The sequence below is a fragment of the Acidobacteriota bacterium genome (assembly GCA_016715115.1).
Classification (GTDB): Bacteria; Acidobacteriota; Blastocatellia; order Pyrinomonadales; family Pyrinomonadaceae; genus JAFDVJ01.
Genome location: JADKBM010000011.1, coordinates 560,217 through 574,662, shown reverse-complemented (window position 1 = coordinate 574,662; position 14,446 = coordinate 560,217). Strand labels below are relative to the sequence as shown.

12 protein-coding genes are annotated in these 14,446 nt (G+C 55.6%); 3 read left to right on the top strand and 9 right to left on the bottom strand.

Annotation, left to right across the window (positions count from 1 at the left end; translation table 11 throughout):
• Positions 1–54: 54 nt before the first annotated feature.
• From IPN69_11190 to IPN69_11170, 5 genes are all read right to left on the bottom strand, one after another.
• A complete protein-coding gene (locus tag IPN69_11190; GenBank protein ID MBK8811279.1) occupies positions 55–486 on the bottom strand; it encodes a hypothetical protein in 432 nt (143 codons plus the stop codon).
• A 57-nt stretch (positions 487–543) separates the two neighbouring features.
• Positions 544–1,599, bottom strand: a complete 1,056-nt coding sequence (locus tag IPN69_11185; protein ID MBK8811278.1) for a carboxypeptidase regulatory-like domain-containing protein — start codon at positions 1,597–1,599, stop codon at positions 544–546.
• A gap of 628 nt (positions 1,600–2,227) precedes the next feature.
• Complete coding sequence (locus tag IPN69_11180) at positions 2,228–3,223, bottom strand: carboxypeptidase regulatory-like domain-containing protein (protein ID MBK8811277.1); 996 nt, start codon at positions 3,221–3,223, stop codon at positions 2,228–2,230.
• Positions 3,224–4,051: 828 nt separating this feature from the next.
• On the bottom strand, positions 4,052–4,456 hold the full coding sequence (locus tag IPN69_11175; GenBank protein MBK8811276.1) for a hypothetical protein: 405 nt from the start codon (positions 4,454–4,456) through the stop codon (positions 4,052–4,054).
• 56 nt (positions 4,457–4,512) lie between these two features.
• Positions 4,513–4,908, bottom strand: a complete 396-nt coding sequence (locus IPN69_11170; protein MBK8811275.1) for a helix-turn-helix transcriptional regulator — start codon at positions 4,906–4,908, stop codon at positions 4,513–4,515.
• A 204-nt stretch (positions 4,909–5,112) separates the two neighbouring features.
• Here IPN69_11170 and IPN69_11165 point away from each other — a divergent pair, with 204 nt between their 5' ends.
• Both IPN69_11165 and IPN69_11160 read left to right on the top strand, forming a co-directional pair.
• Complete coding sequence (locus IPN69_11165) at positions 5,113–5,982, top strand: hypothetical protein (protein ID MBK8811274.1); 870 nt, start codon at positions 5,113–5,115, stop codon at positions 5,980–5,982.
• A gap of 426 nt (positions 5,983–6,408) precedes the next feature.
• Positions 6,409–6,747, top strand: coding sequence for a YegP family protein (locus IPN69_11160; protein ID MBK8811273.1), 339 nt, complete (start codon positions 6,409–6,411; stop codon positions 6,745–6,747).
• 389 nt (positions 6,748–7,136) lie between these two features.
• On the opposite strand, the gene IPN69_11155 is transcribed toward IPN69_11160, so the two are convergent.
• The 4 genes from IPN69_11155 to IPN69_11140 form a co-directional block, all read right to left on the bottom strand.
• A complete protein-coding gene (locus tag IPN69_11155) occupies positions 7,137–8,846 on the bottom strand; it encodes an insulinase family protein (GenBank protein ID MBK8811272.1) in 1,710 nt (569 codons plus the stop codon).
• 353 nt (positions 8,847–9,199) lie between these two features.
• Positions 9,200–10,468 (bottom strand): insulinase family protein, encoded by a 1,269-nt coding sequence (locus tag IPN69_11150; GenBank protein ID MBK8811271.1) that lies wholly within the window; start codon positions 10,466–10,468, stop codon positions 9,200–9,202.
• 73 nt (positions 10,469–10,541) lie between these two features.
• On the bottom strand, positions 10,542–11,360 hold the full coding sequence (locus IPN69_11145) for a S8 family serine peptidase (protein ID MBK8811270.1): 819 nt from the start codon (positions 11,358–11,360) through the stop codon (positions 10,542–10,544).
• A 31-nt stretch (positions 11,361–11,391) separates the two neighbouring features.
• The gene (locus IPN69_11140) at positions 11,392–12,165 is read right to left on the bottom strand and encodes a GAF domain-containing protein (GenBank protein MBK8811269.1); all 774 of its coding nucleotides are present in this window, start codon (positions 12,163–12,165) and stop codon (positions 11,392–11,394) included.
• 228 nt (positions 12,166–12,393) lie between these two features.
• Here IPN69_11140 and IPN69_11135 point away from each other — a divergent pair, with 228 nt between their 5' ends.
• Positions 12,394–14,109 (top strand): S41 family peptidase, encoded by a 1,716-nt coding sequence (locus tag IPN69_11135; GenBank protein ID MBK8811268.1) that lies wholly within the window; start codon positions 12,394–12,396, stop codon positions 14,107–14,109.
• Positions 14,110–14,446: the final 337 nt, after the last annotated feature.

Here is a 14,446-nt window from a genome sequence, read left to right as displayed (position 1 = left end):
GACCTTTTAGCATCTCAAATGCAATGTTGGATTAAGTGCGTGGGATTTTCGATTTTAGATTTTGGATTTTGGATTTTGGATCTTGGATTTTGGATTTTGGATCTTGGATTTTGGAATTTGAAATTCTTGGAATTTGGAATCTGGAATCTGGAATCTGGAATCTGGAATCTGGAATTCTTGGAATTTGAAATTCTTGGAATTTGGAATCTGGAATTCTTGGAATCTGGAATTCTTGGAATCTGGAATTTGAAATTCTTGGAATCTGGAATTCTTGGAATCTGGAATTCTTGGAATTTGGAATCTGGAATTCTTGGAATCTGGAATTCGTGGAATCTGGAATTCTTGGAATCTGGAATTCTTGGAATTTGGGACGGCCTTGAACGGGCCGCCCGGGTCAGTGACATTGAATTGGCCGTCGGTTACAGGGTTACCTTCGAGAACGGGATCGGAATGTCGGTTCCGATCCCGAAGTCCTTCGTCGTGCAAAAGTTGTTACAACTAAAGAGCACGTACCAGATGCCATCGCGCAAACTCGCGAAGTTGTCACCGCTCTGAGTCAGCGGTGACATCAAGTCCGGTTACCTCGTCCTGGATCTCAAGGGTGCGCGGTGTGAAACTGTACCGCTTTGATTCGACACCCAAAACGTAAGTTTCGCCGACCCGAACGTCCTCGAACCTGAAATAACCGAAGGTCGTCGAACGCGCCGTTTGTGTAACACCTTGCGAGTCGGTCAACGTCACGGTCGCGTTTCTCACGCCGGCGCCGCCGGGCGTCAAAACGCGACCGGAAACCGCTGCGCCCGCCGCCGTCACGACGTCATTTCCGGTCAAAATTACACTCACCGAAGCGGAACCGCTGCCTGGGATGACGAGATCCCACTGAAATCCTCCGGTATAATCAACGTTGGTCGCCGGAATCCCCGAATTGTCAAAATTGTTAACAACCGCGTTGCCCAGCAAGCCGAACACGTCGGTGGTTGCGCCGAACGGCCTAACCAGGGTCGCGGTAGCGGCTGGATTGAATGCTCTGTACTGCGCAAAACCGGCGGTTGTGTCCGTAATGCTGTGGTGGGTGTTCGGGAACAGCAAAGTCGCGTTGTCGGTGCCGGCCGAACCGTTCACGTCAAAGTCCGCCCCATGGAAAAGGCTTATCGTGAGCGGGTTGACCGCGCTCAAGTTCGTGATCGACATCGTCAAAGTGAGCTTCCCGGTATTGACGGCTGCGCTTGTCAGATTCAGCGTATTTGTCGCGCTGAACAGGCCACGTGAACTAACGTTCGACCACGTGATGGTGCCGTTGGCACCGGCGCAAGTCGTTGTCGTGGGAGCGGGAAAAAAGAACTCCTGCGTGTCTCCCGATACCCGGAACCACCAGCCATCCTCAAACAGATAGTCCCCGGTGCCGACTCCGGTGAAGTTTGAGGTTTGCGTGGCGTCATAGTGCGACACCGTCGGGATGGTGTAGGTTGCACCACCCGCTGTGAGTGTACAGAGTTGGGCGTTGGCAACGCCGCCAAAAATCGCCAGGCACAGCAAAACGCCAAGCGAAAAGATCACTCCGCGACAAAACGTAACAAACGACCAAATACTTCTACTCATCATATTTCTTAACCCTCCCAAACCTACTGAATCGTGCTCCAAAAGGCTTACTCTGAACATATCAGCTGTTGAAACTCTGAAACAATTGAGTGGAATTATGTTCCAAAAAGCCTGAATGAGTCAATAATAAGTTCTCAATATAGTGCCTGGCCAAATGTTTGCCGGCTCGGTATCAATTCCGCAAAAAAGACGGCTCAGGACAGCCACGGTCAACCAAATCCCTCGATACGGACGCTCCGCGCCGCTCACAGACGGAAGCACTGACTTCACACCTGCAAAACAAAAAGCCCTCATCCCGAAAGATGATGGCTCTCTTGACTCCATCGCCAACGCAATCGCGCGGGTCGTGTGGACCGGAAAGGTCCCGAAATCGGCGACCGTGAGATTTCCCGGAGCGTCAACAACCTGCTCGGGAAGGCGCGCCGTGACCGAACGGTTATGATGTGCGTTTCGCCATCCTCCAGGTCCTTGAACGACTAATGACCGAACAACCCCGCAAGAGCGCGGCGCCGCCAAATTGCTGCCGGGTTCGACGTCGCTTCGATTACACGCCGAACGCGACCCAAAAAACAAGGCCGGACAGAAGACATCCGGCCTCACGCACACCGATGAAGTTGAACACCTTGCGTCAATCCACGACGAAGTCCAGATTTTCGATCGCTTGGTTGACCGTTATCAACTGCGGATCCGTCGCAAACCCCTTACCGACAACGCGGACGGTGTAGGTCTCGCCGGCAGGAACGCTGTCGAACCTGTAGTATCCGAACGCATTCGTCCGAACCGAAATCTGGCCGCCGTACTCGTCCGTGATAAGAACGGTCGCGCGCGAAACTCCCTGTGACTTGCCGCGAACGACGCGGCCGCCGACCGGGACGCTTGCAGAGGTCGGCGCGAAACACCCGATCGAGATGTCGTCGATCCCGACCCATTCGTCGTTGCCCGCGGCGTTGGCGGTCATAATCCGCAAAAAGATCAGATCCTGTCCGAGCGGAATATGCGGCAACGTTGCATATACGGAAGTTTCCTTGGTCGCCGTGTTCGGATCGGTCGCGTCTGGGATGAAGGCCTCGGGCAAGTTGATAAAACTCCCGGTGTCGCCGACCCGGTAGTGAAGAGCGACCGGTTGAACGGCGTTGTCGGCGGAACCGTCAATGTCCCGGACCTTGTAGCTGATCGAGACGAATTTCGTGTCCGGACAACTCTTCTTGTTGAGGCGGATGACGAGATGCGGAGCATCGGCCGTTCCCGAACCCTGAAGCGCAACGGTCGGATTCGCGATGCCGTCAAATTCCGCGACTCCGCCGGTGTTGTTGGTGTTCGGATTTGACTGATTGGCAATAACATCGACCGGCGTCGCGGCCCCGTCGGCAAGGATTGTCTGCGGGTCGGTTCCCGTCGATGCCGTAAGGTCGTCGCCGCGGTAACCGATGATCGACATCACATTGTCCCAATTGTCGTCGGTCGTGATCGAACTCGTGATCGACCAGTTCTGGTTGAACGGGTCGCTCGGCGACAAGAACCAGGAGATATTGTTCGCCAGCGTTCCGTTTGAAAACAAAAGAAACGCCGAGGCTGAAACGAGAACTGCCGCAAAAAACTTCAAACTCTTTTTAAACACACGCATAAAACACTCCCTATTCTGAAATCAAAGGGGCAAACGGGCAACAACTTCGAAAACTCTGTCCACTCGATAAAGTCCTAATTGTGCTGATCTTTCACAAAATACATTAGTTCGCCGCGGTTGTCGATTGTCGCGCCCCGAGGGTTTTGGATTCGAGAGTTCCGATTCCGGATTCGGGAGCTTTGGAAAACCGGGTTGAAGGAAAACTATCATCGTTCTTTAACGGATGGACACGGGCAGACGGGATACAGCGGTTTCGAAAGCCGTGTTCATTCGCAGACTAACAACTACGGGGTGCCGCTCAGCCCGCCGGCCTCGTCGATGGTTAGGGATACTTCGGGTTTTCGCGTCGTGCGGCCGCGGCAACGCGCCAACGCGACGATCAGCGAGTCAGTACCGCCTGCGTCAGCGGGCGGGCAACCGCGGCCGCACGACGCCTAAATCCCAACTCGGGAGCTTTGAAAAACCGGCCTGACGGTGGTCCCGGCGTTTCTGACACAGATGGACACCGATAAAACGGATGCAAGAGGATACTTCTAACTCAACTTTTCTTGAGATCCTTTTCAGACTCTCAAACTCTATTGATTGAAACAAATCCGCTCCATCCAACCAATCTGTGTTCTGCAGGAAATGCGATTTGCTTGCTTCAAGTCGGTTCTTCAAAGCTTCCAACCCGCAAAATCCGGTCTTTTCGTCCTTATCGGAAAAAGAAATGGTTCCTGCAAACCGTTTGCGGCCCGGGATTCGGAACAGGCCAGGACAAAAAAAGATCCGCGAACCGTCCAGCGGTTCGCGGATTCTTTCGACCGACCTCACGCAGCAGCCTTTTGCCTATTTTGCCGTGCGAAGTCTGAGTAAACCGTAGAACTGAAGATAACAGCTCATCAAAGCGGTCAGAATAAGGAGCGTCATCGGCAGGAAGCGAAGTGTTTCGGGGATCAGCGTACCGAGCGACAACTTGAAGAGCGAGCCCGTGACCAATCCAAAGCCCGCGATGAACGTCCGACCGACGACCCAGGTGCCGAAATCGATCTTATCCTCGGCCGGCAGGAAATAAGGGAGCACGACGAGCATCATCATCGTGATCGCGAAAAGGACCGCGTCAAGGCTGAATTGCCCGGCTATCCGGCCTAATTCGACCGCCAGAAAGAAAAGGACAAATGTCGTATCGACCGCGAAATGTTTATTGCCGGTCGTTTCGATATCGATATTTGCCGTCTGCGAAAGTTCCTTCATGATTCTTCTCCAAATCCAAGGTTGATGTCAGGTCCTTAATTCTTGTCCGGCGAAACTCAATCGCGTTGCTTGCTGAACTGCGAATATGCGACGCGAAAGAGTTCCGACAGCGCGTTTGCGGTTTCGGGCGTCAGATTCTTGTCGGCGCGCAGATGCGCTTCAACGATCTCGGGCGTCGCCTCGTGCGGGTAATAGACGACCGCCTCGACCTCGTCGCCGTTTCCCTGCTTTTTCATCACGCGGTCGACCGGCATATCGAGCCAGCCCGTGAGCCGCGCGATGTTGTCGGCGTCGGGTTTGCCCGTTCCGTTTTCGATTCGCGAAAGCGTCGAGGCCGAGACCGCGGTCACGTCGGCGACGTCGCGAAGGCTCAATCCGAGTTCTTCACGCCGGCGTTTGATCGCGCGTCCGAGCTCGATCGTGTTGATCATACTGTCGTTTTTGAATGCCATAACTTTTCTCTCCAACTGCAAAGCTCGAAATGCGTTTTGTTGCATCCGTCTCAAGTCTGTTGCAACGATAGCACAAGAGAAATTTATTTGCAACACTATGTTTCACGCTTGCAACAGAAATATTTCTTTGATACATTGTTTCACAGATGCAACACTCATTTGTTTGAGCCTGTTTGTCGGAAGCATTTTGGGAGAGAGATTGATATGACGACTGAACTCAAAACCGCAAAAACTCCGGTAGATCGCGCGATGGCGATCGCCGATCTAGGACTTGTAACGCGTGAGGGCGACCGATTCGTTGTTTCGGTCCCGCAGTTCTCCGACGCCGCCAGCGATTTCTACGTCTGGCGCGACGCCGATGCCCGGATACGTTGTTCGTGCCGGGCGGCTCAGGACTGCACCGATCTCCAGTTTCGGTGCGAACATATGCTGGCAGTGAAGTTCGCGATCAAGAACCGCAATTCTGAACCGACCTCAAAAAGGAGCCGTGCGGCATCCGGCGGCAACGTCGTCGACATCGCTTCCGGCAAAGCGCGCCGCGAGGAACGGCGGCCGCATTCCGCCGCGCCGGTCCCGGAGGAACTTTCGGATCTGTCCGCATTGCTCGCCCGAATGGATCCGGCGTGGTCGCACGCGATCCGCGAGGTTCGCCGGATCGGCAACTTTTTTGTCGTGACCGCGGCTGTGACGGTGAACGGGGTGACGCGCGAGGGTATCGGGACCGGCACCGTCAATGACGCGCACGGCGTCGAGACCGCCGAACGAATCGCACTCAAGCACGCGATCGTGAAGTTCGAGGCGTCGCTTCCGGGCATCCCCGAGATTCCGCCGGCGGCGATCCGCGTCTTCCCTTCGAATCCGATCGCGCGTTCGCTGTTTGACCTCGTGACCGCTAAACAGCTCGGAATGATCCGCGCGATGTCCCGCGAACTCGGCATCAAGGCCGACGAGGAATGCGAAAAGCTTATGGATTGCCGAACCGATGAACTCTCGAAACGCGCGGCTTCACGCCTCATCGAACATCTTCAGGAATTGCGAGATGCCGAAATGATGCCGATCCGCCGCGCGGGATAGGAAACAGATTCGCCGGACGCATTCCAAAATGCGTCCGGCGAGGCGGCTGATTGAGTTGTGAAAAACCGTCCGCTTTCTCCAAGAAGCTCTTGCCTCACTCACAACTCAATCGCCGCCAAGTTGATATTGGCGAGATCTGAGATTCCGGGATTCCGGAAGTTTGAAAAATCTTCCGCTTTGCCGCCCGGAGCGGCAAGTCCAGCGTCGCCTTGTCCGGTCGTCGAGGCACAACTTCGCGCGTTTTTCAAAACTCCCGAATCCCGATCGTACGTGAGCGTGCTCCGAAACCCTGAATCGGTTTGCTCCGACTGGCTCCAAGATTTGGATTTCCATTGAAAAATGTTATATTTGCTACGATTTGGGACGTTAAGAGCAGTTCCCGGATCTGCCCCTAAGTTCTAGATTACAAATTGGGAGAAGATTAATATGGCAGGAAAATTTGAGATCAAGCAATCAGCAAACGGAAAGTTTCACTTCAACCTGAAGGCCGGAAACGGTCAGGTCATTTTGTCGAGCGAAATGTATGAATCGAAATCGGCTTGCACGAACGGCATCGAATCCATTCGCAAAAACGGCGGCGACGCCAGCCGCTTCGAAAAGCGCAACAATTCGAAGGGAGAGCCGTATTTCATCCTGAAATCGGGCAATCATCAGGAAATCGGGCGCAGCGAATACTATTCATCCGATTCGGCTTGCCAGAACGGCATCGATTCGGTGATGAAGAACGCTCCCGACGCCGAAGTCGTGGACACCACCGTCGCTTAACGCTTCAAACACAATGGAACGAGGGCTCGGGATTTCAGCTTCCGGGCCTTTTTTCTTTGTCTACTCGACCGTTTCATATTCGGAACGGTCTCGCGTGCCACACGAAAGAATCGGCCGACCTAACGTATAGGCCGAGCCCAGAACATCCGTCGAAACCCCGAACGATCAGATCAATGTGCCGCCGGCCGCTTCGCTACGAACGATCTGAGCAAGGCGATGGCGTTGATGACCGACTTCGTGTCGCGCCTTGGGCGCGTATCCGCCGGCGGCGAAGAAAAGGATTTCGATGATCGCTCTCATATGAATTATTCGAGCTTTGAGCTATGAGCGATGGGCTGCGAGTCTGGATTAGTGCCCAAACTCGCCGATGGTCTGTTGCATCAGTATAACTAAGCGCGAACACCGATGAAACTCAGCGCATCCGGCATCATCGGCACATTCAGACTTCCGGTCAGTTTTTCATCTTCAAGAATACCGCTGATCGCCATCTCAACCGACCGGCCCTGCATCGCGGCGACGGCCACCGCCGAGAACGAACTGCCGGCTACCTTGCCGCCTTCGATCTTCCCTTCGCCGAGCATCGATTCGAGCTTTCCGCTGATCGCCGCGCCATCTTGCTGAAGAACGAGATCGACCGGAAACTTCTGCCCTTGAAAATCGACCGAAAGCGTCCATTTTCCGCTCAGGTCGGCCGCCGGCGCCTCGACTGGACGACCGTAATTCTCGACCGGCACCGATTGGCCTTCGGTGTCGAAGATCTCGACCTCGTCGGCGTACCCGCGAACCTGCGGCAGAATCGCTTCCGCGTCACCAACGACGACGATCGCGATCTCGTCCGGACGGATATGCGTTCGCGCAACGCGTTCGACGTCATCCACCGTCACCGACGCGACGTTCTCGCGATAGGTCTGCAGGTAGTCATCCGGAAGGCCATAGATCTTCTGCTGGACAATCAGATTCGTCAGCCCCTCCTGCGTTTCGGCACGGATCGGGAAGACTCCCGTCAGGTAGTTGACCGCATCGCGAAGTTCTACCTCGGCGACGCGCTCGTCGCGAATGCGGTTTAGTTCAAAGAAAAACTCGCGCAGAGAATCGCCGGTGACCGCCGTGCGCACCTCGGCCGTCGCCTCGAACTCGCCGCCGAGCCGTTTCATATCAAACTTCGAATAGGCGCCGTACGTGTAGCCTTTTTCCTCGCGGAGATTCATAAAGATCCGCGAGGAAGCGCCGGAACCGAGTATCTGGTTCATCACCAGAACCGGGAAAAAGTCCGGATGGTCGCGCTTGATCCCGGGCAACGCGAGCACGATATTGGCCTGCGTCGAGCCTTTGCGGTCGACGATCGTCAACGTCCGCGAATCGCGTTTCGGAACTGCCGGAAATTCGTTCGACGGTCTCTCGCCTTCCGTCCACGATCCGAACCGCTCGTTTATTTGCGCCAGAAAATCTTCGCGCTCGACGTCGCCGACAACGATCAGAATTGCGTTGTTCGGTATAAGGATCCTCGCGTGATGCTCGGCCAACGCGTTGCGGTCGATCTTCTCGATATCCTCGGCTGACGGAGAAACGATCGAATACGGGTGCCGGCCGTAGATGATCCGCGCGACCTGCTCCATCGCCAGAAACGATGCCTGTGAGCGCTGAAACTTCAGCCCCTCGATGGAGTTCTGCTTGAAAAGATCGAGCTCGCTCTGGGGAAACGAGGGTTTCAGGACGACCTCTTCCATCAGGCGCAGGATGTCCGGCAGATACGGCGAAAGGCACGACGCCGAAACCCGCGTATTGTCCGACCCCGAACTCGCTACGAGACTCGCTCCGAGGCGTTCGACCTCTTCGGCAAGCGAGCGGCTGGAATGCGACTCGGTTCCCTCGGTGAGCATCGACGCAACGGCCGAATTGAGCCCGATCGCATCCTTCGGTTCGTAGGCGTCGCCGGCGAGAAAGACGAGCCTCAAACTGACGAGCGGCAACCGCCGGTCTTCGAAGATGACTACCCGCAGACCGTTCGGCAGAACCGTCTCGAACGGCTGCGCAATATTAAAGGACCTCGGCGCCAGCGGCGCGGGAGCGGTTTTTCGAAATTCTTCTGAATCTTGCATTATGGAATTTGGACGTTGAGCTTGGAACTTGGAACTTGGAACTTAGAACTTAGAACTGAGAACTTAGAACTGAGAACTGAGAACTGAGAACTGAGAACTTTGATTTTTGATCTTTGAGCTTCGATCTTTGCACTTTGAACTCCGTTCGCTGTTCTCCGTTTTCACTTCTCCGTTTTCACTTCTCCGTTTTCACTTCTCCGTTCTCACTTCTCAGTTCTCAGTTCTCACTTCTCAGCTCTCACTTCTCAGCTCTCACTTCTCAGCACTCACTTCTCAGCTCTCACTTCTCAGCTCTCACTTCTCAGCTCTCACTTCTCAGCTCTCACTTCTCAGCTCTCACTTCTCACTTCTTCTCACTTGGCCTTAGTCAAGACGTCGAGCAGCGTTCGATTTTCGGTTTCGAGATATTTGGCGACCGCGTCGCGGATCTGATCGGCGGATACTGCGAGAAGTTCGTCGAGCTCCGAATTGATCAGTTCGGGGCTGCCGTCGTACAGCGCGAACTCGGCGATCTGCTGCGCGCGCGCCATTGAAGACTGTCTCACGCGGATCGTGTCGTTGATCAGTTGGTTTGCCAGCTTCTGCATTTCGGCGGCCGACGGAGCGTTGCGCGCAAGATCCTGGATCTCCTCCATAATGATCTCGCGGATCTGCGAAAGGTCGCGCTCCGGTTTCGGGATCGCACCGATGAAGATCGATGACGGTCCGCGTCGTTCGTCGGTAAAGCCGAACAACTGGATCACAGACTCGTCGCCCTTCACGAGTTTCTGATAGAGCCTCGAACTCTCGCCGTCGTAAAGCAGCTTGCCCGCGAGAAAAAGCGCGAAGAACTCGGGCGTGCGCCGTGGCGGGATCTTCCATCCGAACAAGAACGCCGGCAGCGGCGCGAGTTGATCTTCATATTCGCGATAATTCTCGGCGACGCCTTCCGGTTCGCTGACATCCACCGGCACCGGCTTCTCCTGCGCGGGTATCGAACCGAAGAATTTCTCGATCAGCGATTTTGCCTCATCGGTCTTGAACGCGCCTGAAAGCACAAGCACGGCGTTGTTCGGTGCATAATACGTTCGGAAAAATTCCTGGACATCCTCGACCGTCGCCTCGTCGAGATCCTCCATCGATCCGATCGTCGAATGTGAATTCGAAAAGTTCCGAAAGACCATCGTGTTGATCAGATCGAAGACCTCGCCGTACGGTTGATTGTCGTAGCGGAGACGTTTTTCTTCCTTGACCGCTTCGCGTTGGTTGTCAAGGTTCTCCTGCGTCACCGCGAGGGAGCGCATCCGGTCCGATTCGAGCCACAGCGCCAACGGCAATTCGCTTGCCGGCAGCGTTTCGTAATAATTCGTACGCTCCGAAGACGTCGTCCCGTTCATCGTTCCCCCGACCTTCATAATGTACTGAAAATGCGCCGCTTTCGGGACGTTCTCGGAACCCTGGAACATCATATGTTCGAAGAGATGCGCAAACCCCGTGCGGCCCTCGCGTTCATTTCGTGAGCCGACGTCATAGTACACCGCGACGGAAACCACCGGGATCGCGTCGTCCTTGTTGAAAACGACGCGCAGACCGTTTGGGAGTTTGTATTCTTCGAGGTCAAGAGGCTGAAGCCGAAAATTCATTGACATAATTTGTTCGCTAATTCGTAAGAATCATCAAAGCATTTTGGATGTGAAAACGCAAAGACCGGCCGATTCAGGAGTTTTCAGCGGCAACCGGAGCCGCATTCGCCTGATTTTCTTCGGCGATCGCGTATAGGGCCGATTTTACCTGAAACGGCGTCAGGTTCGGATATGTCTCGACGAGCAGTGCGATGATCGCGACGATATGCGGACAGGCGAAGCTGTTTCCCGTAAGGCTCTTATGCGCGCCGCCCGGCCAGGCCGTCCTGATATTGACGCCCGGCGCCGTCAGCTCGATGATCTCACCGTACTTGAATCCGAAATGGAACGGATCCGTGTCGGTCGACTTCGACACCGAGATCAGCGACGACGAAAAAACCGACGGAAACGAAGGCTGCGGCAGATTGTTGGCGGCGGCAACGACGATGCAGCCCGCCTGATAAGCGCGGTCCAAAAGATCGTGAAGCGGCGCGAAAAACTGCGGTTTCGTCGTGCCGAGACTCAGGTTGATGATGCGGCAGCGCATCTTGATCGCGTATTCGAGTCCGGCGAGAAACGATTGGCCGTCGCCCAGTCCGCCGGCTCCGAGGACCTTGATGCTGTAAAGTTCCGCATCCGGCGCGATCTTCGAAATTATCCCCGCGCACGCGGTGCCGTGGCCGGCCGAGTCGCCGGAATCGGTCGGCTCGAAGACAACGCGTTTGTTGTCGGCCCGCGCGATCACGGATTCCTTCACCTTTCCGACCAGTTCCGGGTGCGTTTCATCGATCCCGCTGTCGATAATCGCGACCGACACACCCCGACCGCTGCGCGACTTCCACGCATCGTCGATCTGAAAATACGTCGTGATCGAACCGAACCGGTTTGTTTCAAATCCCGTGACTGCGGTCATAACATAGCGACGGATGAAGGATGAAGGCCCGTCAGTAACTCAAGAAACTTGTATCGGCTTTCTGATCCGAGAACTTCAGCACGGCTTCGAGGATCTCGCGGCACATCACGCGTTCGCCGTCGCCGCGCGAGGCGACCTCGCCGATCAACACGGCGAGGTCGAGCATTTCGCGGTGTTCCCGGGTTTCGCGGGTTCCGGCAAGCCAATCCCTGACTTCCTGATATCCCATTTCATCGTCGTCTGCGAGCATCGCGCGGCCGAGATCCCGCAGCGATTTCGCCGATTCATAGGCATTGACAAGCGATGCGACGGCATCGGCGAAAAGCGCGGCCCGGTCCATTTCGTCCGGCGTGAATGCCGCGAACGGCGGTTCGCCAATGCGGTTTACATATTCCAATACGCCGATCACGTCGCCGTTGTAACGCAAAGGCGTCGCGAGGATCGTCTGCGTCGAATAGCCGGTCTGTTTGTCGACCTCCGCATAAAACGTCTCCTCGCCGCCCGCGTCGGCAACAGCCATCGGCTGCCCCGACGAAAACACGAAGCCGGCGATTCCCTTACCCGCCGGAACCGTCATATTCAGCAGGTGCCCGGCAACCTTCCCAATCGCCGACAAGAATCGCAGGTCGCCTTCCTCGCCCTCGCGGATCAGCACCGACGCCTCTTCGGAGTTGAGCTGCGCCGCCGTGGCCTTCAAAAGGTCCTCGATCGATCGCGTCAGCGGTCCGGTCATCGCGTTCGCAACATCTACCGTTGCCACCAGTCTTCGGAGTTTCGCTTCGAACATTCCAGGCGCATCAGACATAGCCGTAATTTTCGCTGAAAACTCGCGATCAATCAATCAATTTCGGACATCGGAAGAAATAACTTCCGGATTCGATGGAAAGTGCGCGTGATTGCGAGTATTCTGAGGCATACAAAAATTTGTCGGTTCGCGATGGAGATCGGCTTGCTTCGGGCCGCGATGTTTGATGAACATCGCGCAAATCACGTTTTCCCGTTTGCTTTCCGTGGTCCGTCCTTCAGGAGAATTATGCGGAGATTTGTCTCGTTGTTGCTGATCCTTTCGGTTTGCGGTTTGTCCGCTCTGCCGCAGACCAAGCCGCGCGCCATCAAACGGGTTCCGGAAATTGAGCCGTTCCGGATCGAACGCGGGACATCGTTTTCCGCCTCGACATCGAAAAGCGAACCGGTCAAACAGGCCAAACCGTTCGCGCCGGACAGGATAACTTCGGACGTGGCCGAAGCGATCGAGATCATTCGGCAAAACTACGTCGATCCGCGCAAATCGGATTACGATTCGCTCGTCAAATCTTCGATCGAGGAGATGCTCCACACGCTCGACCCGCATTCGAACTATTACGACGGAGCCGAGTTTCAAGAACTCCTGACCGACCAGCAGAGCGAGTATTTCGGAATCGGCGCGACGATCTCCAACTACACGAAAAACGGGTCGACGGACACCTTCGTCGTCGCGACATTTCCCGATTCGCCGGCTAACCGCGCCGGTTTGCGATTCGGCGATCGGATCGTTCTGGTCAACGGAGAAAATGTCAGCGGAAAGGATTCATCGTACGTCCGCGACAAGGTTCGCGGACGGAAAGGCACGATCGCGCGTGTGACCGTCGAGCGTTCCGAAACCGGCCGGCTCGAGACGTTCGAACTCCGCCGCAACCGTGTCCCGCAACCGTCGATCCCGGATGCGTACATCCTGCGTCCCGGCGTCGGCTACGTCGATATGTCGGAGGGATTCAATTACACGACGGCCGAAGAACTCGGGGTCGCACTTGCCGAACTCAAGAAACAAGGGATGACGTCGCTCGTCCTCGATCTTCGCGACAACACGGGCGGAATCCTCGATCAGGCCGTCAAGGTCGCCGAAAAGTTCCTGCCGTTCGGAAGCGTCGTCGTCACCCAGCGAGGGCGTTTCGCGATCGACAATCGAACCTGGAAGGCCGCCGACCGGGCTCCGGAAACGATGCCGCTGGTCGTCCTCGTCGACGAACAGACCGCCTCGGCTTCCGAGATCGTCTCCGGTGCGCTTCAGGATTATGATCGCGCGCTGATAATCGGCGAGAACACTTTTGGCAAGGGACTCGTGCAAAGCATCCTGAGTTTGCCGTTCGGATCCGGACTGACGCTGACGACCGCCAAATACTATACGCCTTCCGGCCGTTCGATCCAGCGCGATTACTCGCACGCCGGACTCTATGATTATTTCAATCACAAGACTACCGAGCCGAGGGCCAAGCGCGTCGAGGCGAGAACACTGACCGGGCGCAGCGTTTTCAGCGGCGACGGCATCGCGCCGGATGAGGTCGTCAAGGCCGAAACGCTCGATCGTGCGCAGGTCTCGCTGCTCGATCCGATATTCTTCTTTTCAAAGGAACTCGCTCGCGGCAACGTCGCCGGTTTGGAGAACTTCCGCATATCCGGTCCGCCGAAGTACGGCCAGCGCGTGCGTCCGATCGACCTCACGGTTGACGACGCCGTGTTCGAATCTTTCTCGCGGTTTATCGAGTCGAATCCCGAATGGCGCCAGTTGCTTCCGACCGTGCGCGGCGATCGCGCATACGTCAAACTGCGCATCCGTTACAACCTGATCACGGCCGCCTTCGGAACCGTCTCGGCGAAACAGATCCTCATCGAGAACGACAATCAGGTCGGAAAGGCGATCGAGAACCTTCCACGCGCCCAGCAGCTTGCACAGCTCGCCGAACGAACGAGGCAAAAACGCGGGAGGCAATGAGCAGTGCAGAGTGCAAAGTGCTTAGTGCAAAGTGAGGGATGCGACTACGCTTCAACCACGTACTTCGCACTCGGCACTTTGCACTCGGTACTTTGCACTCTGCACTCTGCACTCTGCACTGTAAAAAAAACCTCGCCGGTATGAAAAAGACCGGCGAGGAAAAAGAAACAGGAGGAACCTGAGACTCAAAGTCGCGCCCAAAAATGCAGAAAACAAAAACGCGCCCGACAATGGGTCTGTATTTCAAGATGCGGCAATCGAAAATCCGGTTGCTCGGCTAAACGAATTTTTCACAAAAAAATCTCCGCCCCGGTAATCCGCGGCGGAGATTTCCATT